Origin of the sequence: Rhodanobacter sp. ANJX3 (assembly GCF_014200755.1) — a bacterium.
In the GTDB taxonomy this organism is placed as follows: domain Bacteria; phylum Pseudomonadota; class Gammaproteobacteria; order Xanthomonadales; family Rhodanobacteraceae; genus Rhodanobacter.
In genome coordinates, this window is the sequence record NZ_JACHCM010000001.1 from 454,488 (window position 1) to 480,366 (window position 25,879).

Below are 25,879 nucleotides of genomic sequence, written 5' to 3' on the forward strand. Positions count from 1 at the left end.
AGTAGCGAGGGCTCGGCAACCGATCCCTAAGGAACGTCGATAAAGAGCACGTCAACATGCGCCCACTGACTAACAGTTCAAACAAGTAGCGAAGGACGCCGCTTATCGCGCCCTCGCTACTCGCCCCTCATCCCTGCCCCATCAAGAATTCAGCCGGTAATTCGGCGCTTCCTTGGTGATCTGGATATCGTGCGGGTGCGCTTCGGTGACGCCGGCCGAGGTGACTTTGACGAACTGCGCCTTGTGGCGCACGTCCTCGATATTGGCCGCGCCGAGGTAGCCCATCGATGCGCGCAGTCCACCGATCAGCTGGTGGATGATGTTGCGCAGCGGCCCGCGGTACGGCACGCGACCTTCGATGCCCTCGGGCACCAGCTTGTCGGCGTCCGCCTCGTCCTGGAAATAGCGATCCTTCGAGCCGAGCTGCATCGCGCCGATCGAGCCCATGCCGCGGTAGCTCTTGTACGAACGGCCCTGGAACAGCTCGACTTCGCCGGGCGATTCCTCGGTGCCGGCGAACATCGAGCCCAGCATCACGGTCGACGCGCCGGCAGCGAGCGCCTTGGGGATGTCGCCGGAATAGCGGATGCCGCCATCGGCAATCAGCGGAATCTCGTCTTTCAGCGCGTTGGCCACCATGTCGATCGCGGTGATCTGCGGCACGCCGACGCCGGCCACCACACGTGTTGTGCAGATCGAACCCGGACCCACGCCGACCTTCACCGCATCCACGCCGACGTCGAGCAGCGCACGGGCCGCGTCGCCGGTCACGATATTGCCGGCCACCACCTGCACCTGCGGATAGTGCTTCTTCACCCAACCGGCGCGTTCGATCACGCCCTGCGAATGGCCGTGCGCGGTGTCGACCACGAGCACATCCACACCGGCTTCCACCAGCGCAGCTACGCGCCGCTCGGTATCGCCACCGACGCCGACGGCGGCACCGACCAGCAAGGCTTCCTGCTGATCCTTGGCGGCATGCGGATTGTCACGCGCCTTCTGGATGTCCTTCACGGTGATCAGACCGCGCAGCTGGAAGTCGTCGTTGACCACCAGCACTTTCTCGATGCGGTGCTTGTGCAGCAGCAGCAACACGTCGTCCTGGCTGGCGCCTTCGCGCACGGTGACCAGCTTTTCCTGGCGGGTCATGATGTTGCGTACCGGATCGTCGTGCTTGCGCTCGAAGCGCAGATCGCGGCTGGTAACGATACCGACCAGCTTCGAACCCTCCACCACCGGCACGCCGGAGATGTTGTGCGCGCGGGTCAGTCGCAGCACTTCGCTGATCGACGTATCGGGCGTGACGGTGATCGGGCGGCGGATCACGCCGGCCTCGAACTTTTTCACCAGCCGCACTTCCGCCGCCTGCTGTTCCGGCGTCAGATTCTTGTGGATGATGCCGATGCCGCCGCACTGCGCCATCGTGATGGCGAGTCCCGCTTCGGTCACCGTATCCATCGCGGCGGAGACGATAGGAATGTTGAGGCGCAGGTTGCGGGTGAAACGGGCGGAGGTGTCTACGTCACGCGGCAGCACGATGGAGTGGCCGGGAACCAGGTAAACGTCGTCGTAGGTCAGTGCCTCGGCGAGGATGCGCATGCGAAAGTCCCGCTGCAAAGAGGGAATTATACGCGGGTCATCGTGATGCTCGCCAGATCAGCGACTGAACATTGCCGTACTTAGTTGCAATCGACTCCGTGGGAAGCGTGCGCCTCGGCGGCTTCCAGGGTGTTCTGGATCAGTGTGGCGACGGTCATCGGACCCACGCCACCGGGCACCGGGGTGATCCAGCTGGCGTTTTCCGAGGCCGCCTGAAAATCCACGTCGCCGACCAGCCGGCCGTCCTCCAGTCGGTTGATGCCGACATCGATCACCACCGCGCCGGGCTTGATCCATTCGCCTTTGACCAGCCCCGGCTTGCCGACCGCCACGATCAGAATATCGGCCTGGCGTACGAAACTTTCCAGATCGCGGGTGAAGCGATGACAGGACGTCGTGGTGCAGCCGGCGATCATCAGCTCCAGCACCAGCGGGCGACCGACGTGGTTGGATACCCCCACGACCACCGCGTGCTGGCCGCGCACAGGGCGATCGGTATGGCCAAGCAGGGTCATCACACCGCGCGGCGTGCACGGCCGCAAGCCGAAGCGGCGCAGCGCCAATCGACCTACGTTGATGGCTTGAAAACCGTCCACGTCCTTGGCCGGGTCGATGCGGTCGACCAGCGCGTCCTCGTCGATATGCTCCGGCAGCGGCGACTGCACCAGGATGCCGTGCACGTCCGGATCGGCATTGAGGTTGTCGATCAGCGCGAAGACCTCTTCCTGACTGGTATCCGCCGGCAGGTCGTGATCGAACGACCGAAAGCCGACCTGATGACAGGCCTTGCGCTTGTTACGTACGTAGACCGACGACGCGGCGTTGTCGCCGATCAGAATGACCGCCAGACCGGGCGCGGGAAGCCCCTGCGCCAGGCGTTCGGTGACGCGACGCCCCACGCGCTCCAGCAGTTCCTGCGCGATGCGTTTGCCGTCGAGGATGCGTGCGCTCATGGATATGCCCGGCCGTAAAGTCCGCCATTATCCCGGCTGGACGACGCGCTTACAAACCGGCCGTGGTCTGTAGCGACTCCAACGGCATTACGTAGGTTGGCGGTGCGGGTCTGTCTCGTGAGCATGCGCCCTCGCTACTCGTCCCTCGCACCTTTCCCTTCATGCTAGCCGGAGCCTGACAATGCCAACCGACTACCTCGAACTGACTCTGCGCAGCAGTCGTATCGACATGCGCTCGGGGTAGATGCCGCGCTCAGCCTCCGACGGCGGCACACTGGCGTGCAATATTTTCGTAGCCGCCGAACGTGGCATCGGCTCCGCAGCCGGGACAACGTGGATCGCGCGCCAGCTGCAGCTCGCTGAAGCGCATATCCAGCGCATCGAAGCAGAGCAGACGTCCGACCAGTGAGTCGCCGATACCGAGGATCAGCTTCAGCGCCTCGGTCGCCTGCAGCAGCCCGATCATTCCCGGCAGCACGCCGAGTACCCCGGCCTCGCTGCAATTGGGTGCGTCGGCAACGGACAGCGGTTCGGGGAACAGGCAGCGGTAGCAGGGAGAATTGTCTCGACGCGGATCGAACACGCTCACCTGCCCGCTGAAACGCTCCACGGCGCCATAGACCATCGGCAACTTGACCCGCAAGGACGCGGCGGTCAGCAGATAGCGCGCAGCGAAATTGTCCGCGCCGTCGATCAGCACATCGTGGCCGGCCAGCAGACGCTCGACGTTGTCCGCCTGCAGGCGCTCCTCATGCGTCACGATGCGCACGCGCGGATTGAGCGCCTGCAGCGCCATGCGCGCCGACTCGGTTTTTTTCATGCCGACGCGCGCATCGGCATGGATGATCTGGCGATGCAGGTTGGACCGTTCGACCACGTCGTCGTCGATCAGAGTCAGCTGACCGACGCCGGCCGCGGCCAGGTACAGCGCTGCCGGCGAACCCAGGCCGCCTGCGCCCAGCAGCACCACTTTGGCGTTTTGCAGCTTCGCCTGTCCGGCCTCGCCGACTTGGGCCAGACGCAGCTGGCGGGCATACCGTTCGCTCGCATCCGCGTCGAGACCACTGCGGGAAATCGGCAAGCCCTCGCTTTTCCAGCGGCCAAAGCCGCCGGCCACCGAGCTCACTCGCCGATAGCCCATGCGCCGCAGCGATTCGGCGGCCAACAGCGAGCGCTGCCCGCTGCCGCAGATCAAGGCGATCGCCCGATCGCGATCGGGCTCGGCCTGTTCGATGCGCAGCTCGAGAAACCCGCGCGACAGGCCCAGCGCGTTGGCGGGCATGCCCGAGGCACGCTCCGCATCCTCACGCACATCGATCAGCAGGCCGCCTTGTGCCTGCGTGGTCAGCGCCAGGGTAGGCGTGATCTCAGGGATGGTTTCGCGTAGCGCATCGAGCCAGCCGTCGCGATTCAGGGGTTCGTTCATGCCGCCAGTCTACGAGATGTCGACCAGCGCGCAATCAAGTCCGCTCAGCGCGTGCGCTTGATCAGGTCGCTGACCCGGCGGCGAGCCTTCTGCTGCTGCTCCTTGGTCAGCACTTTCTTGCGCCCCGCATACGGGTTTTCGCCTTCGCGGAACGCGATGCGTACCGGCGTGCCTTCCAGCTTAAAACGCTTGCGGAAGAAGTTTTCCAGATAGCGCTGATAGGCCGGCGCGATGTGCTTCGTGCGGGTGCCGTGGATCACGATGGTCGGCGGATTGGTGCCGCCCGGATGCGCAAAGCGCAGCTTGGGCGCATGACCGTTGACCAGCGGCGGCTGGTAGCTCTCGTAGGCTTTTTCCAGCGTCTTGGTCAGCTCGGACGAACCCATCTCCTTGGTCGCCGAGAAATGAGCGCGTACCACGGCGCGCATCAGCTCGCGTAGACCGGAGCCGTGCAGCGCCGAGATATGCACCTGCTTGGCCCAGTCGACGAACACCAGTCGACGATCGAGCGCACGGATGCATTCGTCGCGCTGGTACTTGTCCATGTCGTCCCACTTGTTCACGGCGATGACGATGGCCCTGCCCTCGTCCATCGCATAGCCGATCAGGGTGAGATCCTGATCGGCGAGATTCTCGCGCGCGTCGATCATCACCACGACCACCTGCGCCGCAGCGATCGACTGCAGCGTCTTGATCACGCTGAATTTCTCCAGCGCTTCTTCGACCCGCGCCTTGCGGCGTATGCCGGCGGTGTCGATCAGCGTATAGCGCTTGCCGTCGCGCTCCAGCGGCACGCGGATCGGATCGCGCGTGGTGCCTGCCACGTCGGAAACGATCAGCCGTTCTTCGCCGAGCAGGCGGTTGATCAGCGTGGATTTACCGGCGTTGGGGCGACCCACGATGGCCACGCGGATACTGCCGCTCTCGCCGTCGCCTTCGACCGCACTTTCTTCGTCGACCGGCAGCAGCGGCAGGATCAGATCGATGAGATCTTCGGTGCCGCGGTTGTGCGCCGCCGACAGCGGCACGGTGAAGTTGATGCCGAACCCGGCGAACTCGGCCAGGGCGTTCTGCTCGTCCAGGCCGTCGGTCTTGTTGACCGCGGCGATGATCTTTTTGCCGGTGCGGCGCAGCTCGTTGAGGATCACATGATCCTGCGGCAGCAGGCCGTCGCGCGCATCGACCACGAACACCAACACATTGGCTTCTTCGATCGCCAGACGCACCTGCTTGGCAGTCAACACATCCATGGCTTCATCGACACCGGACAGACCGCCGGTGTCCACCACCACGAACGACCTTTCCCCGGTACGGCAAACGCCGTAGTGGCGATCGCGGGTGACGCCCGGCATATCGGCCACCAGGGCGTCACGACTGCGCGTCAATACATTGAAGAGGGTCGATTTACCGACATTGGGGCGACCAACTAGAGCGACGACGGGCAGCATGGTGTGTACATGGTCTCCGCGATCAATGCGCGGATAGACGATAAGCGCCGATATGGCCCTTTACATCTTCAACGTAAACAGTATCGCCAACCACCAGCGGCTGGGCGCGGATGGCCTTTTTCTTGGACAGACGCTCGCGCGCCGCCAGGGCGCCGTCGCCGATCTGCAGCCAATGGATGTAGCCTTCCATATCGCCGACCACGACATAGTTGCCCTGCACGGCAGGACCGGTCAGCCAGCGATACTTCAGCGCGTCGCTCTTCCAGATATCGGCACCGCCGGTCTTGTCGAAAGCCCAGACCTGGGAATCCTCGTTGACGCCATAAAGCGAATTGCCGCCCAGCGCCAGCGAGACGAAGGTGGAGAAGGGATGGGTCCAGATTGGACGGCCGCTGGGGCCATCCACGGCCAGCAGGTTGCCGTGATAAGCGGCACCATAGAGCACCGCGCCGTCGAGCAGGATCGAGCCGTCGGCATCGTCGAGGCGGTCGATTTCGGTACGTCCCTCGCCGCTGGCGAGCCTCTGCTCCCACAGCTTGGAGCCGTTGTCCAGACGCAGGGCGACCAGGCGACCGTCGTCGCTGCCATAGAAGATCACGCCGTTGGCCGCCAGCAGCGAGCCGTTGCCGCGCAGGCTGAGCAGCGGGACGGTGTCCTGGTCGTAAACCCAGCGGCGCTTGCCGGTGGCCGATTCCAGCCCGTAGATGCGGCCGTCCTGCGTACGTGCGATCACCAGATCGCCCACGATCACCGGCGAAGCCAGCACTTCGGAGGACAACTCGGCTTCCCAGCGCGGGCTGCCGTCTTTGGCGTTTACTGCGTAGACGTGACCATCGAGCGTGCCGACGGCGAGCAGGTCGCCGACAACGGCCGGGCCACCAGCGTAAAGCGCATCTTTGCGCTTCTTGTCACCCCAGCCGAACCAGCCCTTGGTGCGCGTGCTCTTGGTCCAGATCGTCTTACCGGTGGCCGCATCGATAGCGGCCAGCTTGCCGTCGGTGCTGTCGGCGTAAAGCACGCCATCGACGACCGACGGACGCAGGCGTGCGCCGGTCTCGCCGGCACCACCGCCGACGCGCGTTTCCCAAACCCGGGTAACCTGCACGGTGGGCTTGAAATCCTTGGCCAGCGGCGTCGGCGGCTGGACATTTTCCTTCTTGAACGAATGGCAACCGGCAAGTCCCACCAGCGAAATCAGCAAGACGCGTTTCATTATTTCAGCTTTCATGCACCCTGCTTCCCGGCCACGGCCAAATCATCGAGTTTCATCTGCAGCGCACCGCGTTGCGGCGCCTGCTCTTTCAGCGCCGACAGCGCGGCCTGATAAGCCTTGCGCGCATCGTCTGCGCGCCCAAGCTTGACCAGCACATCACCACGGAGTTCCTGGGCCAGGCCCTGATAGCTATTGGCCGGTATCGCATCGAGCGTCGCCAGCGCGGCCGTGCCGTCATTGCGCGCCAGCTCAACCTGCGCCTTGCGCAGCTGGGTCAGCGACTTCAGTACCGGGTCCGTGGCATGGGCGACTGCCCAATCCAATGACGCCTCGGCCTTGTCCAGCTGTTTGGCCTGCACCTGCTGCTTGGCCCGATCGCTGACGGCAAAAACCGCGTACGGCGATTTTTCGTAGTCTTTCATCAGCTGATCGACGATGGCGTTGGCGGCCTCCGGCTTGTTGGCAGCTACCGATACCTGGGCGAGCTTATACAACTGGGCCGCATTGGCCTCGTTGCGCGCCTGATGGTTACGCCACTGCTGCCAGCCAAAAATGCCAACCAGGCCGATGGCGATGCCCACGACAATCGACAGCCCGTTCTCGCGCAGCCACTTTTGAACGAGTTCGCTTTGTTCGTATTTGTCGTATTCGTCAAATGCCATGAATCATCCTTCAAAGTCACTCGATCACCGGCCCGTGCTCAGGCCGCGCGAGGGATGGAAGTAAAAGCCGCTCGTCTCCGCCGTGAGGCGAACACACGGTGCGCAAGCATAACCGAAAAGGGCCGCTCGAAGCGGCCCCGGTATGGATCAGAGGCTGGCCGCGGAGGCCTTGCCGTCCTGCACCTGTACGCGAAAATGCGCTACGTTGGCATGCCGGAAATCATCCAGCCCGACAGGCTGGCCATCGATGCTGATCTGCGCGCCATTGGCATTGCCGATGCGCACATCCAGCGGCTGATCGCTGTGATACGTCTTGCTGCTTCCGGCCGGCAGCAGGCCGTATTCGAGCCGCTTGCCGTCCTTGCCGATCACTTCGACCCAGCTGGCGGCGTCAACCGTGACGCCGAGGCTGTGACTGCCGGTGCCCGTATCCACGGCGACCGGAGCAGCCGACTTGGCCGGCTGCAGGTTACCGCTGTCCATGCTGGGAAAAGGCGCCATCGACGCCATCAGCGGCTGATCCTGGGGAGCCGCTGCCACAACACTCGGCGGCGGTGCCGGAATCTGCGCCACAGCGCTGCTGCCGGCGGACGCATTCGCCGCGTTTGCAGTACTGCTGACTGCAGCAGGAGCGTCCTGCTGCGCCACCGGGGCCGCATCGAGCGGCGCCAAGTGGGTCAGGCTGCGATCCATCGTGCCGCGCACGCCCAGCCAGATCATGGGCACCACGATCACAGCGGTCAGCACCACGTAGGTCGCTGCCGTGGCGTAGCGATCCAGCAAAAAGCGCGAGTGCGAGATGCCGCCGGTAGCCACCAGCGGCGGCTCGACCTGCTTGATGCGATCGAGCTCGACCTGGATCGAGGCGTCGTTGATGCCCAGAAACTGGCCATATTTGGTGATGTAGCTGCCCAGATAAATCTTCGAGTCGATACCCTCGTGCATATCCTGTTCAAGCTCGCGCAGCACGCGCACAGGCAGTCGCAGCGAACTGGCGCACGTCTCGATACTCAAGCCTCGCGCCTCGCGTGCCGCCTTCAGTCGGCTGCCAAAACTGATGGCCTGCGTCGCTGCTGAAGTCGCGTCCATATCGAGCAGGTTGACCCCGAAAAGATCGGGCGTGCTCTTGCCGGGTTCGGTCGGATCAGGCTGCATGGAAGTCATTGGCTGACAGTGGTATTGAGGGCGCGCGCCTGTTCCGAATCCGGGAACTGGGTTTGCAGCCGAGTGCGATAAGTAAGGGCGCCATCCTGGTTGCCCAGATGAGATTCGATATCGTAACCGAGCTTCAATGCCGCCGCCGTTGGCGTCCCCAGCGCATCGAAGCGCTGAATGAAAGCCCGCGCCCGGAACGCATCGTTATTCAGATAGAGCGCTTTGGCAAGCTGAAATAGTGCTTCGCCGTTATTGGCGTTGCGCGCAATGGCATCGCGAAAGCTCGATTCCGCGGCTGCCACTTCGTGGTTGCGCAGTTGGCAGATGCCTTCGTTGGTCAAAGCAATATCAGGCGTCTGGTAAAACGGATCGGCGATCGCCTTCTGAAAATAACCGTAGGACTCGGCATAGCGACCGGTCGAGCAAAGAAATAAGCCCAGGTTGTTGTTCGCATCGCCCTTGGTTGGCTCCAGTGCGACGGCCTTGCGATAGTGGATCTCGGCCTGGGCCGGCTGATTGATGCGTTCATAGACAACAGCAATCACCGTATGCGCGGGGGCGTAGTTCGGATCGAACTGCAGGGCTGTCGTCAATTTGGCCAAGGCTTTCTGCAGATCACCGCTGGCCAGATAGCGCTGCCCCAGCTCGGTATGCACGCGGGCGGCTTCCACCGCCTGGTCCGCCTTGCTCGTTTGCGGCATGTTCTTGCCGATGGGGTTGCTGTCGGTATGCGTGGTCACGCAACCGGCCAGCGGCAGCAGCAGGCTAAGCATCAGCGCGCGATTAATGCGCATGTACGCTTTCCTCGTCCTGTTTCTTGCGGATATCGGCGCTGCGTCGCGTGCGGTCGGTGACCTGCCCCGCCAGCTGGCCGCAGGCGGCGTCGATATCGTCGCCGCGAGTGCGACGCAACATGGTCAGCACGCCCGCATTGAGCAGCAGCGTCTGGAAATCCCGGATATCGGTGGCGCCTGAGCGCTCGAACCGGGTGCCCGGGAACGGGTTGAACGGAATCAGGTTGACTTTGCAGGTCGGCAGCTTGCGCATCAGCTTGATCAGCTGTCGGGCATGCTCGGGCTGATCGTTGACGCCCTTCATTAAGGTGTATTCGAAGGTGATCGAAGTGCGCGGCTTACGCGCGACCCAGCGCTGGCAGGCGGCGATCAGATCCGCAATCGGATAGCGTTTGTTGAGCGGCACCAGTTCGGTGCGCAGCTCGTCGTTGGCCGCATGGAGTGAAACCGCCAGCGAGACGTCGATGGCGTCGGAAAGTTGGTCGATCTGCGGCACCATGCCGGCGGTCGACAGCGTCACGCGCTTGGCAGCGAGGCCAAAGCCCAGATCGTCGCGCATCAGGCTCATGGCTTTGACCACCGCGTCGAAATTGGCCAGCGGCTCGCCCATGCCCATCATCACTACATTGGTGATGCGGCGATTCTGATGGGTGATATTGCCCAGATATTTCGCCGCCACCCACACCTGCCCGATGATTTCGGCGGTCGACAGGTTACGGTTGAAACCCTGCGCGCCGGTCGAGCAGAACTGGCAGTTGAGCGCACAGCCGATCTGCGAAGAAACACACAGCGTTCCGCGCGTGGGCTCGGGTATGTACACGGTCTCTACCGCGTTGCCCTTGTCCATGCCCAGTAACCACTTGTGCGTGCCGTCGGTGGCGGCCTTGTCGAGCATGGTCTTGGGTGGACCGATGTAGCACGAGTCGTTGAGCTTGGCGCGAAGCGCCTTGCCCACGTCGGTCATGTTCTCGAAGTTATCTTCCAGGTCGTGATAGATCCACTTCATCACCTGCTCGGCGCGGTAAGGCTTCTCGCCGATCTGCGTAAAAAAGTCGCGCAGACCCTGCCGATCGAAATCGAGCAGATTGACCTTCGCGATCTTTGCGTCAGATGAAGTGGTGGCTACCTGGTTCATGTTTCTTCGAGAGCGCGGCCAGTGAAGGCCGCTTTCGTTTCCCTGAAATCCAATGATGGAACGACGAATTACCTGGACAGCACGTCGGTCGAAGCGAAGAAATAGGCGATTTCGACCTTGGCGGTATCGACGGCATCCGAACCATGCACGGCATTGGCATCGATGGAGTCGGCGAAATCGGCGCGAATGGTGCCTGCGGCGGCTTCCTTGGGATTGGTGGCGCCCATCAGATCGCGATGCTTGAGCACGGCATTCTCGCCTTCCAGCGCCTGGATCATCACCGGACCGGAAATCATGAAATCCACCAGTGCCTTGAAGAACGGACGCTCGCGATGCACGGCGTAGAAACCCTCGGCCTCCTGACGCGACAGCTGCTCCATCTTGGCGGCAACGATCTTGAGACCGGCCTTCTCGAAACGCGCATAGATTTCACCGATGACGTTCTTGGCGACGGCGTCGGGCTTGATGATGGAAAGAGTGCGCTCGAGCGCCATGGGATCTGCTCCGAAAGGATTTCAAAAAGGCTGTCATGGCCAACAAGGGCCGACAAAAAAGGCTAAACCTTACGTGGAATATGGGTTTAGTACAGGAAAGTTTGACAGATTCTACCGGATACGCAAATCACCTGTCCTTAACAAGGATCACGAATCCAGAGGGATGTTTGACGATGACAAACCGCTCCGCGTATCCTCAAACGATCGTTTGAACCGACCCTCTGCCGCAGGATGATTGTGCAAGTGAACCCGTCCGGCTCCACCAAGGAACGCATATTGGGCGCGGCCGAGTCCCTTTTTGCGCAGCGCGGCTTCGATGGCGCCTCGCTGAGGCAGCTGACATCGGCCGCCGGCGTGAATCTGGCCGCGGTCAATTATCACTTCGGCTCGAAGGAAAAACTGGTCGAACAGATTTTCCGACGCCGGCTCGATGCCTTGAACAACAGCCGCCTGCAGGCCTTGTCGCTGGTCGAGGGGGCCGAAACGACCACACTGGAAGATGTGCTGTCCGCCTTTATCCGACCCGCGCTGGACCTGTCGCACGACGAGTCGGGTTCGTTGTTCATGCGCGTGCTGGCTCGCGCCTTCGCCGAGCACGACGACACGCTGCGGCAGTTCCTTTCCGACAACTACGGCCACGTGATGCGCCAGTTCACTGCGGAATTTGCCCGCCTGCTGCCGCAGCTGACGAAGCAGGAGCTGTATTGGCGCATCGACCTGGTCAGCGGCGCGCTGACGCACGCCATGTCGGGCTTCGGCATGATCCAGCGCAAAAGCGGGGTCAGCGAGATCGAGCACCGCGAAGAGACCGCGCAGCACCTCATCCGTTTCGCCGTGGCCGGACTCAGTCACCCCTAGACCTCAGCCAAGTCCGTCCTCACACCGACATCGTTTCGTACAACGGCCGGCAACGGCCGCACTTTCCCACCCAAGCTTTGCGTTCGTTCTACTGGAGAAGCCAATGACCGCTGCATCCGAGTCACATCCACCCCTGCGCATCCGGAAGGCCGCCGTGCTGGGCGCCGGCGTCATGGGCGCGCAGATCGCCGCGCACCTGACCAACGCGGGCGTCGAAACCGTGCTGTTCGACCTACCCGCCAAAGAAGGTCCGAAGAGCGGCATCGCGCTGAAAGCCATCGCCAACCTGGCCAAGCTGTCGCCGGCACCGCTGGCCGACAAAAACTTTGCGGCCGCCATCATCCCGGCCAACTACGACGAACATCTGGATCATTTGAAGGATGTCGACCTGGTGATCGAAGCCATTGCCGAGCGCATGGACTGGAAGCTCGATCTGTACAAGAAGATCGCGCCGCACGTTTCCGCCACGGCGGTGCTCGCCAGCAACACCTCGGGCCTGTCGATCAACGGCCTGGCCGAAGCGCTGCCGGAGCAGCTGCGCCACCGCTTTACCGGCGTGCATTTCTTCAATCCGCCGCGCTATATGCATCTGGTCGAGGTGATTCCGACCCGCCTGACCGACCCGGCCATCGTCGATGGTCTCGAAGCCTTCCTGACCACCACCCTGGGCAAGGGCGTGGTCATCGCCAAGGACACCCCGAACTTCATCGGCAACCGCATCGGCGTGTTCTCGATGCTGGCCGCGATGCACCACACCGAGCAGTTCAAGCTGGGTTTCGATACTGTTGACGCCCTCACCGGTCCGGCGCTCGGTCGTCCGAAGAGCGCGACGTATCGCACCGCCGACGTCGTCGGCCTGGACACCATGGCCCATGTCATCAAGACCATGGCCGACACCCTGCCCGACGATCCGTGGCTGAAATACTTCAAGGCACCCGCCGTGCTGCAGGGCCTGATCGACAAGGGCGCGCTGGGCTCGAAGACCGGCGCCGGCTTCTACAAGAAGGCTGGCAAGGACATCGTGGTGATCGACGTTGCCAAGCAGGATTACGTGCCGTCCGAGCAAAAGCCGTCGGACGAAGTTGCGGCCATCCTCGCGATCAAGGATCCATCGGAGAAGTTCGGCAAGCTGCGCGCTTCCAGCGATCCGCAGGCGCAGTTCCTCTGGGCCAGCTTCCGCGACCTGTTTCATTATTCCGCCTTCCATCTGGCCGATATCGCCGACACCGCGCGCGACGTCGACTTCGCGATCCGCTGGGGCTACGGCTGGAAGCTCGGTCCGTTCGAAACCTGGCAGGCCGCCGGCTGGCAGCAGGTCGCCGAGTGGATCGACGAGGACATCAAGGCCGGCAAGGCGATGAGCGATGCGCCGCTGCCGGCTTGGGTCACGGACGGCCGTAAAGGCGTCCATTCGAAAGAAGGCTCGTGGTCGGCTGGCGACAGCACCTACAAGCCGCGCTCGCAGCATCCGGTGTACGCGCGTCAGCTGTTCCCCGATCCGATCCTCGGCGAGAAGTTCGACCAGGGCGTCACCGTGTGGGAGAACGACGGCGTGCGTCTGTGGACGCTGGGCGACGATGAGGTCGGCATCCTCTCGTTCAAGACCAAGATGAATACCGTCAACGACCAGGTGCTCGACGGCGTGCAGCATGCGATCAAGCTGGCCGAAGAAAAGCTCAAGGCCGTCGTCATCTGGCAGACCGGCGAGCCGTTCTCGGCCGGCGCCGATCTGAAGGGCGCGCTCGGCCTGCTGAAGGAAGGCAAGTTCGACGACTTCGACGCCATGGTCGCCAACTTCCAGCGCACCAGCATGACCATCAAAGAATCACTGGTGCCGGTCGTCTCGGCCGTGCGTGGCATGGCCTTCGGCGGCGGCTGCGAATTCCAGATGCATTCGGCCCGTACCGTGGCCGCGCTGGAAAGCTATATCGGTCTGGTCGAGGCCGGCGTCGGCCTGCTTCCGGCCGGCGGTGGTTTACATGAGCTGGCCGTGCGCGCGGCCAAGGCCAATCCGGACGACCCGTTCGAATCGCTGAAAAAGGTTTTCGAAACCATCGCCATGGCCAAGGTCTCGGCCAGCGCGTTCGAGGCCAAGCAGCTCGGCCTGCTGCGCGACAGCGACATCATCATCTTCAACGCCTACGAATTGCTTTACGTGGCCAAGAAAGTGGCGCTGTCGCTGGCCGAGAGCGGCTACCGTCCGCCGATGCCGGCGCGCGCCATTCCTGTCGCCGGCGATACGGGCACCGCCACCTTCCAGGCCTCGCTGGCCAATCTGAAGGAAGGCTACTTCGCCTCGCCGCACGATATCGATATCGCCACGCGCATTGCAGACACCCTGTGCGGCGGCAAGATCGAGCGCGGCTCGCTGGTCGACGAAGAGTGGCTGCTGACGCTGGAGCGCAAGCACTTCGTCGAACTGGCGAAGACCGAAAAGACCCAGGCGCGCATCGCCCACACCATGACCACCGGCAAGCCGCTGCGGAACTGACTCTCCGCCGCAAAGGAAACCGTCGTCCCGTCGACTGCCGGGATGACGATCAAAAAATCAACGCACGTCGCCGCGAACCGCGCGACGCAACGGAGCAAAACTCATGAGCAAGCAAGTGCAAGACGCCTATATCGTCGCCGCCACCCGCACCCCGGTGGGCAAGGCGCCGCGCGGCGTATTCCGCAACACCCGTCCCGACGATTTGCTGGCACACGTCATCCGCGCCGTCGTGGCGCAGAGCCCGGGCATCGATCCGCATCGCATTGCCGACACCATCATCGGCTGTGCCATGCCCGAAGCCGAGCAAGGCATGAACGTGGCGCGCATCGGCGTGCTGCTGGCCGGCCTGCCAAATACCGTGCCCGGCGTGACTGTCAACCGCTTCTGCGCGTCCGGCCTGCAGGCCGTGGCCCAGGCAGCCGACCGCATCCGGCTCGGCGATGCCGACCTGATGATCGGCGGCGGCACCGAAAGCATGACTATGATCCCAATGATGGGCCACAAGATTGCGATGAACCCGGCCATCTTCGCTAAGAGCGAGGATTACGCCATCGCTTTCGGCATGGGCATCACCGCCGAAAAGGTCGCCGAAAAGTGGAAGGTCACGCGCGAACAGCAGGACGCCTTCGGCGTGGAAAGCCACCGCCGTGCGCTCGCCGCTCAGGCCGCCGGTGAATTCAAGGACGAGATCACGCCGTTCCAGTTGGACGATCATTACCCCGATCTGATCACCCGCGACATCACCACAGACAGCCGTCTGATCGACGCCGATGAAGGCCCGCGCGCCGGCACCACCATGGAAGTGCTGGGCAAGCTGCGCACGGTGTTTCGCAACGCGCAGTACGGCGGCACGGTGACCGCCGGCACGTCCTCGCAGATGTCCGATGGTGCCGGCGCCGTGATGCTGGCCAGCGAACAGGCGGTCAAGGATTACAACCTCAAGCCGCTGGCGCGCTTCGTCGGCTTTTCGGTCGCCGGCGTGCCGCCGGAAATCATGGGTATCGGCCCGAAGGAAGCCATTCCCAAGGTGCTCAAGCAGACCGGCCTCACTCTCGATCAGATGGACTGGATCGAACTCAACGAAGCCTTCGCCGCGCAGGCACTTGCCGTCATCGGCGACCTCGGCCTCGACCCGAGCAAGGTCAACCCGCTGGGCGGCGCCATCGCCTTGGGTCATCCGCTCGGCGCCACCGGCGCGATCCGCATCGCCACGCTGGTGCACGGCATGCGCAGGCGCAAGCAGAAATACGGCATGGTCACCATGTGCATCGGCACCGGCATGGGCGCGGCGGGTATTTTCGAAGCGCTCTGATCGATTACTGCTGGCCGCAAACCAAAAAGGCGCCGTACAACTACGGCGCTTTTTTATTGCCCAATGTCAGTGCTTATACGCGCTGCCGTGCGCTCAGCTATTGCGCTGCGCCGTATACGCCTGCAGGTGGCTCCAGGCCACGCTGAGCAGCGGCACGTCGATACCGAAGGCGCGTGCGCGCGCCAGCATGTCGCCCACGATATGCCCGCCCTCGATCGGCTGGCCGAACTCCAGATCGCGCAGCATCGAGGCGGTGACGGGCGAGCCATCCTGCGTCAGATTCCTGATCGCCAGCTCCTGCGCGGTAGCCGGTATCGGCAAGCCGCTGGCAGCTGCCACTTCGATACATTCGGCATAAAGCCGCTGCATGAAGTCACGACCATCGTCGGTGGCAACGATCACGCCGACGCTCGCGCGCATCAGGCAGGTGGCGGCAGCCAGCGCGGTCAGAAAGCTGTACTTGATCCAGATGTCCTGAACGATCGTCAGCGAATGCTTGTGTTCAACCTTCGCCTGCGAAAACGCGGCGGCGATGGCGGCGCAGCGCTCGCTGTACGGCTGGCCAGTGCGCTCGCCAAAGGTCACCGAGGCGGGCTTACCGAGATGAAGCACCTCGCCGCTGGCCGGCTTGGTCACGCTGATAAAGCACAGCCCGCCGAGCACGCGCGCCGTACCGAAGCGTCGATCCAGCGTCTCGTAGTGACGCAATCCATTGAGAATCGGCAACAAGGTAGTGTGCTCGCCCATCGCTGGCGCCACCGCGTCGAGCGAACTTTCCAGGTCGTACGCCTTGCAGCTGAGCAGAATCACGTCGAATGGCGCCGCGGCCGCCAGCTGTTCGGCCGTCAGATGGCGCACCGTCAGCTGTGCATCGCCCAGCGGACTGCGGATGATCAAACCGTTGGCATCGAGTTGCGCGGCGCGCGCTGGCCGCACCAAAAAAGTCACATCGACGCCAGCCTGCGCCAGCCGGCCGCCGAAATAGCCGCCGGTACCGCCTGCCCCGAGAACCAGAATGCGCATAAGAATTTGTCCTCGACTCAGGCCACGACGCGCAGGTGCACGCCGTCGGCATCGACACCGACAAAACGCAGTGCCGACATATCGGGAATCCACTCCACTCCCTCAGGGATCTCACCGGGATGGCCGGTCGCCAGCGCAATCACGCGCGCGCCCGCGGCCTGACCGGCGCGGATGCCGGCGACGGCATCCTCGAATACCAGGGTCTTTTCCGGCGCGCATCCCAGCCGTCGCGCGCCTTCCAGATAACCCGCCGGATGCGGCTTGCCCTCTTTCACATCGTCGCCGCCAACCATCTTCGGCGGCGGCACGATGCCGGTAACCGCCAGCCGCGCGCGCGCCAGTTCCTGATCGGCCGAAGTCACGATGGTCCAGCGATCCTCGGGCAGGGTGGCCAGCAGTTCGAGCGCGCCCTTGATCGGCACGATGCCATCGGTACTGCGCAGCTCGATGTCGTACATCGTGCGGATTTCCAGCTCCACGTCATAACCGGCGGGCGTGAAATGACGGACGGAATCGGCGAGACGAACGCCGTGCAACTGCGGCAGCACCCAGTCGAAATCCACGCCGTGCGCGTCGCACCAGTCCTTCCACAAGGTCTCGACCATGACGCGAGAATCGATCAGCGTACCGTCCATATCAAACAACAAAGCCTGGGCAACCAGTTCCGTACCAACAGCCAAACGCATGGGGTTTCCTTGAAAGCGAAGCAGGCCTGGCTAAGCCAAGCGAAATGTAAGAATGATGTTTTGCCACGCGAACTACCGTGAAGAGCCGCCGAGGCGTCTCGATAGCGAAGCGATACTTAAGATTCTACCGCGCCGCTAAATTTTCACCGCCGTGGCGTACCCGACCAATTCGAGATAGCCCTTTCCACCGTCGGTCTTCACCGCGCCTTCCCAGTACACCGGGCCGCCGGTCGCGCGGCTATCGAGCTCCTGATCGTCGAACAGCGGCGTGAGGATGAACTGCCTTGACCCCGATGGCAGTTTGATCGTAAGCGTCTGCACCACCGGATAATGGATGCCGGTGCGCGGCGATAGCCAGCTGCGCTTCGTGGAAAACTGCACGTCGTCGCGTCGAAGCACGACGGTAGCGCCGCTCGCATCACGGAAGCTTCCGCCAGCCCAGACCGGCTGACCGGCGGCATCACGAACCTGGAATGCGGTCAGCGAGCCGCCGTCATCAAGGTTCAATCCGGTCCAGTCCCAGCCGGCCGAACGCGCTGCCAGAAAACTGGACGACCACTCATGATCGAGCCACGCATCGCCGCTCACCTCGACCGTGCGGCCACCCTGACGAAGCGTACCGGCAACCGAAAGATGCGGCGCACTGTAGTAGTAGCTTGCCTCGCCGGCCGACGCGCCTTTGCTGCTGTATCCGCGGTCGCCCTGAATCAGCAACGCCTGCGTCGGCCGCAAATGCAGGTTTAGGCCGAACGCTTCGGTGCCGGCCCTGGCGGTGTAGACATCGTCGGCACCGCGCACCAGGCTCCAGTCGTCGAGCACCACCGCCGTATCGCCCGTGGCGGCGTTTGCCAGACCAAATCCCTGGCGGGCAATACGCTGGTCATCGATCAGTTTGCCCAGCTTCGGATCCGACAGGGCAACGTGAGCAAGGATGATTTGTTTGGGCGAAAACGCGCTGGGATTGTTCTGATCGACATCCGGTCGCGAGCGAAAGAACGTGATTTGAAAGCCTCTTGGACCGTCGGGCGTGTGCAGCCAGCCGGTGACGTACCACCACTCGGTCCGAAAGTCCGGATGGGCGCCGTAGTCGGCGGGAAAGGTCAGCGAATGACCCGGCAACACATCGGCATAGACCGGACCTTCTGCGCGCGCCGGTGCCTGTGCGAAGCCGCACGAAACTAGCCAGATTACCAGCAGGATCCATCGCGTCATGCGCCGCCGGATCATCACCAGTCCTCCCGCACCGCAGTCACCGCCGCGGTCGACAGCGCACGCCGTCCGGCGAACAGCGCCGTGCCGCCGGCGGCAACGATCAGCGCAACGATCACGATGATAAAAAGCAGCCAGGGAATGCGTGTATCCATGGTCCAGTGAAACGACTGCGGATTGACCACGCGGATCAGGATCTGGCTCATGGCCAGCCCAAGGCCGATGCCGGCGATCCCGCCGATCGCTCCCAGCAGCGCGCCCTCGGCGATCAGCATCGCCACGATCTGAAGACGCAACACGCCGATGTGCCGCAGCATGCCGAACTCCTTGATTCGGGCCAGCGTCTGCGCGGAGACGGTCGCGGCCACGCCGATAAGACCGACCAGAATCGGAATCGCTTCGAGCAGATAGGTGATGGCGAAGCTGCGATCGAACGCGGCAATGCCCTTGCTGCGAATCTCCTGCGATCGGCTCACGCTCAGATGATCTGCCACCCCGGCGGGCAGCACCGCGCGCAGACGGGCGATCACCGCATCGGCCAACGCGCCTTTCTTCAAGGCAACCGACGCGATGCTGCGACGAGCATCACCGGTCAGGCGCGTGTAGGTATCGCTATCGATCACGATGGAACCCTGCTGACGCCCGTAGTCGCGCCAGATTCCCGCGACAAAAACGCGCGGCGTGACCCCGGCGATGGGCAGCACCAAATGGTCGCCCGGATGGATGCCGTAAATGCCCGCGGCCGGTTCCGAAACCCATACCGGAATGTCGTTGGGCGGCACGGCGAGGCCAGGGCTCAGCAGCGGCAGACCGCCGGCGGGGCCGTCGACGGTGCGCGCAATAAGCCATACGTCGGGTTTGTCCGGCGCGAGCCGCAGCGGCGTCTCTTTCATAAAACCCATCCAGGCCACGCCCTCCACGTGACGCATGTTGTTTTGCGTCACCGCATCGAACCCGCCGCCGACGCCGCTGTCGTCTAGCGCCAGGTAGAGATCGGCCGGCAGCACCTGATACAGCCAGGCCTCCACGGAACCGCGAAAGCTCACCACCATGACGGCCATGGCAATCATCAGGCTGGTGGAAGCAACGATACCGCTCAGCGCCAGCGCCGCCTGCGACGGCGCGCCCCACAGTCGCTGTATCGCCAACGACAGTGATACGTTGCTTATCGGTCGCCGTAGAAAAATCCACAGCAGCGTTCTTGCCAACCAAGGCATCATGGCGATGCCGCCAGCTAGCAGCAGCGCCATCGACGCATAGCCAAAGATCGGCAGCCCGTTCACCGCCGGCGCCAGGCTTCCTGCCGCGCCCAGAACCACCAACAGCAAGGCGAGCCGGATGCGTGGATGGACGCGGGGATCGATTGCATCGCCGAGATTTTTCAGCGCCAGCGCCGGTTGGCTGCGCGCTGCGTCGCGCGCCGGCAGCAGGCCGCCCACCAGCGAAGCGGCCACACCAAGCGCGCCGAAAGCAATGGCAGCGCCCGGCGCAAAACTCAGATGCGGCACGCCGCCGCTGAAGTAGCCGCCGCCGAGATCGCTCCCCAACAGATGCAGCGCCGCCGCGGCCAATCCGAGGCCTAGGAGCAGCCCGCCAAGTGCCCCCACAGCACCAACCACCAGCGCCTCCAGAAAAATCTGCGCCACCAGGCTACGGCGCTCCAGCCCCAGCACCCGGATCAACGCGAACTGCGGGCGTCGGCGTGCCACCGAAAGCGATTGCGCCGAGTACACGAGAAATCCGCCGGTCAGCAGCGCCATCAGCGCCAGCATGTCCAGGTTGACGCGATACGCGCGCGATAAGCTATCGCTGCGCGTCTCCTCGTTATGCCGGGTCACGATCTCCGCGCCAAGTGGCAAGCGCGATGCCAGTGCCGATGAAAGCTGCGCCCGATCCGCATCAGGCGCGAGGCGAAAGTCCAGCCGCTGCAGCTTGCCGAGCTGACCGAAACGCCACTGCGCCGCGGCAATATCCATCACCCCGATGGCCTGACCCGCCGGGATACCCGGCAGGTCGCCGATGATGCGAAAACTGGCGCTGTGCCCCATCGACGTGATGTCGATCGACTGCCCCACGCGCCGGCCGCTGGCCTGCATGGCGGCCGCTGATAGAAAAATCGCGCTGTCGCTGAAAAAGTCGCTCGGATCATGCTGGCCGTCGCTGCGGCGTCCCAGCAATCGCGGTGTGACCACCGCCGCACTGAGAACGTCCAGGCCCAGGATCGTCAGCGCGGCATGACCCTGCGCCTGAGCATGCAGTTCGACCACCGGGCTGACCTTGGCGATGCCCGACACGTGCGCCATCTGCGGATAGAGCGCCTCGGAAAACCCGGCCGCGCTGGTGGCATGGACCTGCAAATCCGCATCGCCGCTGACGGTCTGAATGGCATGATCGAATTCGCTCAGCGCCGAACCGTTGATCAGATGTACGGCAAAGCCAAGCGCGACACCCAGCGCGATGGCCAACACCGCGATCGCGATTCGCGAGGGATACGTTCGCCACTCGCTGACGATCATCCAGCGCATCGCGACCAGCGGCAGCGACCCGCGCTCACCCATGCTCGACCAGCCCGTCGCGCGTGAGGTGCAGTACACGATCAGCCACCGCTGCCGAGGCCGGCGAGTGGGTGACCAGCACCACGGAGGCGCCAGCCTCGCGCACCTGATCGACAAACAGCGCCATGACTTTCGCCGCCGTTTCCGGATCCAGATTGCCGGTCGGCTCGTCGGCGAGAATCAGGCCTGGACGATGGATCAAGGCGCGAGCGATAGCGATGCGCTGCAACTCGCCGCCGGAAAGTTGTCGCGGATAGTCCGCGCCCCTTCCGCCCAGGCCGATCGCCTCGAGCATGCCAGTCGCTCTCGCCAGCGCCTCGTGGGCGTCGACCTTTTGCAGCACCAGCGGCAGCGCCACGTTGTGCGCCAGGTCCAAATGCGGCAGCACGTGAAAGGCCTGAAAGACGAAACCGATTCGATCGCGTCGAAGCCGGGTCAGCTCATCGTCCTGCAGCAGCTCCAGCGCGGTGCCGTCGATCACCACCGATCCGGCATCTGCTCGGTCCAGCCCGGCCAGCAGGTTGAGCAGGGTCGATTTGCCTACGCCCGACTCGCCCGTAATGGCGACAAACTGTCCGTTGCGGACCGTCAGATTCAAGTCCTGGAAAAGAACCCTACCGCCCGGCACGGCCTTGCGTAGCGATGTCACCGTCAGCATGGAATAGGTAACTCGGCGTGGAAGGCGATGGTTGGAGGCGAAAGGAATGCGCTGGCTCTGTTACCGGCACACGAAGAAAGTTTTTTGGACACGTCGTCAACCCGACGATCGGCGATCTTGTCTTACCTTCGGCATCTTACGTTACTGGCCCGCCGCGCTCGTGCCGGCTGCGTTACTTCGCCCCAGGCCGATGCGCTCGCGCGACGATAGCGTCAACGCCACTCAAGGCTATTCGCCGGCAGAGCAAGCGCCGCGCTTGTCCTGGCTCGCCCGCAGGCGAATAATTGGCGCGTTGCGACGCGCGAACCGGGCGTCGCTTTCTTGAGTGGTCTGGCTGGCTTCCCCTGGCTCGCCGTACTGGCCTGACTGCTCGCCCAAAGGATTTTCAGTGGCAAGCCCCTCCCTTGAGGAAACCGTGGTGCCTGCTCCCTCGGCGCCGGTGTTTCCCGATTACCGCGTGACCTCGCTGATTGTCGCCTGCGCCATCTTCATGGAGCAGATGGACGCCACCGTGCTGGCCACCGCGCTGCCGACGATGGCGCACGATTTTGCCGTGACCGCGCCGGCGATGAGCATCGCGATTACCTCGTACCTGCTGATGCTGGCGATCTTCATTCCGGCCAGCGGCGCGATGGCCGACCGTTTTGGCGCGAGGCGCGTTTTCAGCGTGGCGATCGGCGTATTCGTCGCCGGTTCAATCGTCTGCTCATTGACGACCAGCCTGCCCGCGATGGTGGGTGCGCGACTGCTGCAGGGCGCCGGTGGCGCGATGATGGCGCCGATCGGGCGGCTGATCCTGCTGCGCACGGTGGAGCGGCGCAATCTCGTCTCGGCCATGTCGTGGACGCTGGTGCCGGCGTTTCTCGGGCCGCTGATTGGGCCGCCGCTGGGTGGCTTCATCGTCAGCTACCTCAGCTGGCGCTGGATCTTCTACATCAACGTGCCGATCGGCCTGCTCGGCTTCTGGCTGGTGCGCCGGTTTGTGCCGGAGATTCCCAGCGAATCGACGCCGTCGCGCTTCGATTTTCTCGGTTTTGCCCTGTGCGGTGTGGGCCTGGGCTGCCTGCTGTTCGGCTTCGAAACGATCGGGCAGAACGCCGACCTGCTGCGCGCCCTGCTCCTGCTCGCCATCGGCACGGCCGCCTGCGCGGCCTATGTCTGGCATGCGAAGCGGCGGCCCGATCCGCTGATGGATCTGTCGCTGCTGAAGATCGACTCCTTCCGCCTGTCGGTGATCTCCGGTTCGCTGATGCGCGTGACCCAGGGCGCGCAGCCGTTTCTGCTGCCGCTGATGTTCCAGATCGGCTTCGGCCTGTCGGCGGTAAGAAGCGGCAAGCTGATTCTGGCCACCTCGCTCGGCGCGCTGGTGATGCGCAGCGTCACGCCGCGCCTGCTGCGAATGACAGGTTTTCGCCGCGGCATGATGGTCAACGGCATGCTTTCCAGCCTGGGCTACGCGGTCTGCGCGTTTTTCCGCCCGGGCTGGCCCGACTGGCTGATGTTCACCCTGCTGTTCTGCTGCGGCGCGTTCATGTCGTTTCAGTTTGCCGCCTACAACACCGTCGCCTATGAGGCGGTACCCAACTCGCGCACCAGCGCGGCCAGCAGCCTGTACACCACGCTGCAGCAGCTGATGCTTTCCGTGGGCGTGTGCAGCGGCGCGCTTATCCTGAAGCTGACCATGGCCGTGGGCGACCACGCCGAACCGCATCTGATGGACTTCTCCATCGCCTTCGTCGTGGTGACGCTGATCTCGCTTAGTTCGATGCGCTGGCACGCCGGCTTTGCGCACGACGCCGGTGATGAATTGAGCGGTTATCGGCCGAAACAGCGGCTAGCGCCGAGATAGATCCCTGCCCTCCCGCGCGTGGACGCTGCCGATACATCGCGCCATTCATCATGAGCGCCCTACGGCTCGATGGACGAAGCCCATCAATGGAGCCCGCGCGTGAAAGATCAGCCATCCCCTCAACACGGCAAAGCCGATAACGAGGACGCCGGTCCCAGCGACGGCTTCGCACTGTCCGGCAATGAGCAGGGCGACGTCGAGGAAAAGCGCCCGCCACGGGCGGCGGTGCTGCATGAAATCATCCGCCGCGAAGGCGAGCACGAGCTCAAGCGCGGCGTCGCGGCGCTGGGCTGGTCGTCGCTGGCGGCCGGCCTGTCGATGGGTTTTTCGCTGCTGGCGCGAGGCCTGCTGCACACGCATCTGAGGGATTTTCCCGGACGGTTTCTGCTAGAAAATTTCGGCTATTGCTTTGGCTATCTCGTGGTCATCCTGGCCCGGCAGCAGCTGTTTACCGAGAACACCATGACGGCCGTGCTGCCGCTGATGACCGAACCCAGCCTGCGCAAATTCGCTTCCCTGTTGCGGATGTGGGGCATCGTGCTGATCGGCAACCTGATCGGCGCCGCGATGTTTGCCTATGGCATTCTGCATCTGCAGCAGTTCGACGGCGATACGCAATCGGCCTTCACCGATATCGGCAAGGAGCTGATGAAGAACTCGCCGCTGCAGATGTTCACCAAGGGCATCCTCGCCGGCTGGCTGATCGCCACCCTAGTGTGGCTGCTGCCATCGGCCGAGAAAGCCAAGATCGCTATCATCGTGATTGTGACCTACCTGATAGCCATCGGCGGCTTTACTCACATCATCGTGGGCACGGTGGAGTCGCTTTACCTCGTATTCGCGGGCGATATTCGCTTCGCCGACTACGCGCTGCGCTTTGCGCTGCCCACGCTGGCCGGCAATATCGTCGGCGGCAGTTTCATCTTTGCGCTGATCAGCCATGCGCAGGTGCGCAGCGGCGGCGATTAACCAGGCGCGCTACTTTCGCGATTCGCCGCCGACGATGATCCGCGCATTGCGCTGCCAGGTGAGATACGACCAGGCCCAGCCGGTGGTGATGAGCATGCGATTGCCGAAGCCGATCAGAAAGAAAATGTGCACGACAAGCCACAGCCACCACGCAACGAGCCCGGACAGATGGAGGCCGCGCAGATCGGCGACGGCCTTGCCGCGACCGATGGTGGCAAAGCTGCCGTAATCCTTGTAGCGGAATGCACGCGTGGCGCGGCCGGCCATGCGCTCGCAAATCATCTGCGCCGCATGCGCGCCCATCTGCTTGGCGGCAGGCGACAGCGCCGGCACCGGTTTGCCATCCTGCTGCAGATGCGCCAAGTCGCCGATCACAAAGACTTCCGGATGCTGCGGCAGCGACAGATCGGGCGATACCTGCACGCGACCGGCGCGATCGCACGGCGTATCCAACTGACGGCCCAGCGACGACGCGGCGACGCCCGCCGCCCAGACCAGGGTGCGCGCCTCGATGCGCTGCTCACCGATTTGCACATGGTCCTCGCCGACGCCGGTGACGGCCGAATTCAGATGCACGCGCACCTGCATCTGCTCCAGCTGCCGCTGCGCCTTGGCCGACAGATCGGCCGGCATCGAGGCCAGCACGCGCGAGCCCGCTTCGACCAGATGAATCTGCGTCTGATGCGGATCGGCGACCCGAAATTCGTTGGCCAAGGTGTGATGCGCGATCTCCGCCAGCGTACCGGCCAGTTCGACGCCGGTGGGCCCGGCGCCGATCACCACAAAACTGAGCCACGCCGCACGCTTCGCCGGGTCTGACTCGCGCTCGGCCGCCTCGAACGCGTTGAGGATATGCCGACGGATGGCCAGCGCGTCGTTCATCGTCTTCATGCCCGGCGCATCGGTGGCCCAGTCGTCGTGGCCGAAATAAGCGTGGCTGGAGCCCGTAGCCACGATGAGATAGTCGTACGCCATCACGTCTTCGCCCATCGAGACGCGCTTCTGTCCTACGTCGATGGACGTGACGGTTTCCATGCGCACAGTGATGTTGGCCTGCCTGCGCAAAATATGCCGCAGCGGCGCCGCGATATCCGGCCCGGACAGGCCGGCTGTCGCCACCTCATACAACAGCGGCTGAAACAGGTGGTGGTTGGTACGGTCGATCAGCGTGATACGCAGCGGCGCCTTACGCAGCGCACGCGCCGCGCTCAGTCCACCGAAGCCGCCACCGATGATGATCACGTGTGGCAATGCTGTCGTGCTGCTCATGATTACCTCGCGTTGATGAAGCTCGACGTAAAAGCACGCAAGCCGACATTCGTGTTTCGTGCACCTTTTAGCAGAGCTGAAGTGTGCGGCTCGTTCACCGATAACGATACGACAGCTCGCA

The 25,879-nt window shown here is 63.5% G+C and carries 21 protein-coding genes; 5 read left to right on the forward strand and 16 right to left on the reverse strand.

Features of this window, described 5'->3' with window-relative positions; all coding sequences use genetic code 11:
- Window positions 1-141 precede the first annotated feature (141 nt).
- From guaB to ndk, 10 genes are all read right to left on the reverse strand, one after another.
- Window positions 142-1,599 carry an IMP dehydrogenase gene (guaB, locus tag HDE76_RS01820; protein WP_179476625.1) on the reverse strand — a complete coding sequence of 486 codons (1,458 nt, stop codon included), beginning with the start codon at window positions 1,597-1,599 and terminating at the stop codon, window positions 142-144.
- A gap of 80 nt (window positions 1,600-1,679) precedes the next feature.
- Entirely contained in the window at window positions 1,680-2,552 is an 873-nt protein-coding gene (gene folD / locus HDE76_RS01825; protein ID WP_184505089.1) for a bifunctional methylenetetrahydrofolate dehydrogenase/methenyltetrahydrofolate cyclohydrolase FolD, read from the reverse strand.
- 253 nt (window positions 2,553-2,805) lie between these two features.
- Window positions 2,806-3,978 carry a molybdopterin-synthase adenylyltransferase MoeB gene (gene moeB, locus HDE76_RS01830; RefSeq protein ID WP_184505091.1) on the reverse strand — a complete coding sequence of 391 codons (1,173 nt, stop codon included), beginning with the start codon at window positions 3,976-3,978 and terminating at the stop codon, window positions 2,806-2,808.
- Between the two features lie 44 nt (window positions 3,979-4,022).
- Window positions 4,023-5,426, reverse strand: a complete 1,404-nt coding sequence (gene der / locus HDE76_RS01835; protein ID WP_184505093.1) for a ribosome biogenesis GTPase Der — start codon at window positions 5,424-5,426, stop codon at window positions 4,023-4,025.
- Between the two features lie 22 nt (window positions 5,427-5,448).
- Window positions 5,449-6,654, reverse strand: coding sequence for an outer membrane protein assembly factor BamB (gene bamB, locus HDE76_RS01840; RefSeq protein WP_184505095.1), 1,206 nt, complete (start codon window positions 6,652-6,654; stop codon window positions 5,449-5,451).
- Entirely contained in the window at window positions 6,651-7,301 is a 651-nt protein-coding gene (locus tag HDE76_RS01845; RefSeq protein ID WP_179476630.1) for a tetratricopeptide repeat protein, read from the reverse strand. The genes bamB and HDE76_RS01845 overlap by 4 nt, the downstream gene beginning before the upstream one ends.
- Before the next feature lie 147 nt (window positions 7,302-7,448).
- Entirely contained in the window at window positions 7,449-8,456 is a 1,008-nt protein-coding gene (locus tag HDE76_RS01850) for a helix-turn-helix domain-containing protein (RefSeq protein WP_343205633.1), read from the reverse strand.
- 5 nt (window positions 8,457-8,461) lie between these two features.
- Window positions 8,462-9,250 carry a type IV pilus biogenesis/stability protein PilW gene (gene pilW / locus HDE76_RS01855; RefSeq protein WP_179476632.1) on the reverse strand — a complete coding sequence of 263 codons (789 nt, stop codon included), beginning with the start codon at window positions 9,248-9,250 and terminating at the stop codon, window positions 8,462-8,464.
- Window positions 9,240-10,385 carry a 23S rRNA (adenine(2503)-C(2))-methyltransferase RlmN gene (rlmN, locus tag HDE76_RS01860; protein ID WP_179476633.1) on the reverse strand — a complete coding sequence of 382 codons (1,146 nt, stop codon included), beginning with the start codon at window positions 10,383-10,385 and terminating at the stop codon, window positions 9,240-9,242. The genes pilW and rlmN overlap by 11 nt, the downstream gene beginning before the upstream one ends.
- Window positions 10,386-10,453: 68 nt before the next feature.
- Window positions 10,454-10,879, reverse strand: coding sequence for a nucleoside-diphosphate kinase (ndk, locus tag HDE76_RS01865; RefSeq protein WP_179476634.1), 426 nt, complete (start codon window positions 10,877-10,879; stop codon window positions 10,454-10,456).
- Between the two features lie 231 nt (window positions 10,880-11,110).
- Here ndk and HDE76_RS01870 point away from each other — a divergent pair, with 231 nt between their 5' ends.
- From HDE76_RS01870 to HDE76_RS01880, 3 genes are all read left to right on the forward strand, one after another.
- Complete coding sequence (locus HDE76_RS01870; RefSeq protein ID WP_179476635.1) at window positions 11,111-11,737, forward strand: TetR/AcrR family transcriptional regulator; 627 nt, start codon at window positions 11,111-11,113, stop codon at window positions 11,735-11,737.
- 103 nt (window positions 11,738-11,840) lie between these two features.
- Window positions 11,841-14,228: a 3-hydroxyacyl-CoA dehydrogenase/enoyl-CoA hydratase family protein gene (locus tag HDE76_RS01875; protein ID WP_184505097.1), complete on the forward strand. Its 2,388-nt coding sequence runs from the start codon at window positions 11,841-11,843 to the stop codon at window positions 14,226-14,228.
- A 103-nt stretch (window positions 14,229-14,331) separates the two neighbouring features.
- Window positions 14,332-15,540 (forward strand): acetyl-CoA C-acyltransferase, encoded by a 1,209-nt coding sequence (locus HDE76_RS01880; protein WP_179476637.1) that lies wholly within the window; start codon window positions 14,332-14,334, stop codon window positions 15,538-15,540.
- Window positions 15,541-15,633: 93 nt separating this feature from the next.
- On the opposite strand, the gene panE is transcribed toward HDE76_RS01880, so the two are convergent.
- From panE to HDE76_RS01905, 5 genes are all read right to left on the reverse strand, one after another.
- Window positions 15,634-16,563, reverse strand: coding sequence for a 2-dehydropantoate 2-reductase (gene panE / locus HDE76_RS01885; protein WP_179476638.1), 930 nt, complete (start codon window positions 16,561-16,563; stop codon window positions 15,634-15,636).
- 17 nt (window positions 16,564-16,580) lie between these two features.
- On the reverse strand, window positions 16,581-17,249 hold the full coding sequence (locus HDE76_RS01890; protein ID WP_184505099.1) for an HAD-IA family hydrolase: 669 nt from the start codon (window positions 17,247-17,249) through the stop codon (window positions 16,581-16,583).
- Between the two features lie 135 nt (window positions 17,250-17,384).
- The gene (locus tag HDE76_RS01895) at window positions 17,385-18,461 is read right to left on the reverse strand and encodes a lipocalin-like domain-containing protein (RefSeq protein WP_184505101.1); all 1,077 of its coding nucleotides are present in this window, start codon (window positions 18,459-18,461) and stop codon (window positions 17,385-17,387) included.
- 14 nt (window positions 18,462-18,475) lie between these two features.
- Entirely contained in the window at window positions 18,476-21,016 is a 2,541-nt protein-coding gene (locus tag HDE76_RS01900; RefSeq protein ID WP_179476641.1) for an FtsX-like permease family protein, read from the reverse strand.
- Window positions 21,009-21,671: an ABC transporter ATP-binding protein gene (locus tag HDE76_RS01905; RefSeq protein WP_179476642.1), complete on the reverse strand. Its 663-nt coding sequence runs from the start codon at window positions 21,669-21,671 to the stop codon at window positions 21,009-21,011. The genes HDE76_RS01900 and HDE76_RS01905 overlap by 8 nt, the downstream gene beginning before the upstream one ends.
- 415 nt (window positions 21,672-22,086) lie before the next feature.
- Here HDE76_RS01905 and HDE76_RS01910 point away from each other — a divergent pair, with 415 nt between their 5' ends.
- On the forward strand, window positions 22,087-23,520 hold the full coding sequence (locus HDE76_RS01910; protein ID WP_343205649.1) for an MFS transporter: 1,434 nt from the start codon (window positions 22,087-22,089) through the stop codon (window positions 23,518-23,520).
- A gap of 99 nt (window positions 23,521-23,619) precedes the next feature.
- Entirely contained in the window at window positions 23,620-24,489 is an 870-nt protein-coding gene (locus tag HDE76_RS01915) for a formate/nitrite transporter family protein (protein WP_343205634.1), read from the forward strand.
- Between the two features lie 9 nt (window positions 24,490-24,498).
- Here HDE76_RS01915 and HDE76_RS01920 read toward each other — a convergent pair whose 3' ends face one another.
- Window positions 24,499-25,758 carry an NAD(P)/FAD-dependent oxidoreductase gene (locus HDE76_RS01920; protein ID WP_184505107.1) on the reverse strand — a complete coding sequence of 420 codons (1,260 nt, stop codon included), beginning with the start codon at window positions 25,756-25,758 and terminating at the stop codon, window positions 24,499-24,501.
- Window positions 25,759-25,879 lie beyond the last annotated feature (121 nt).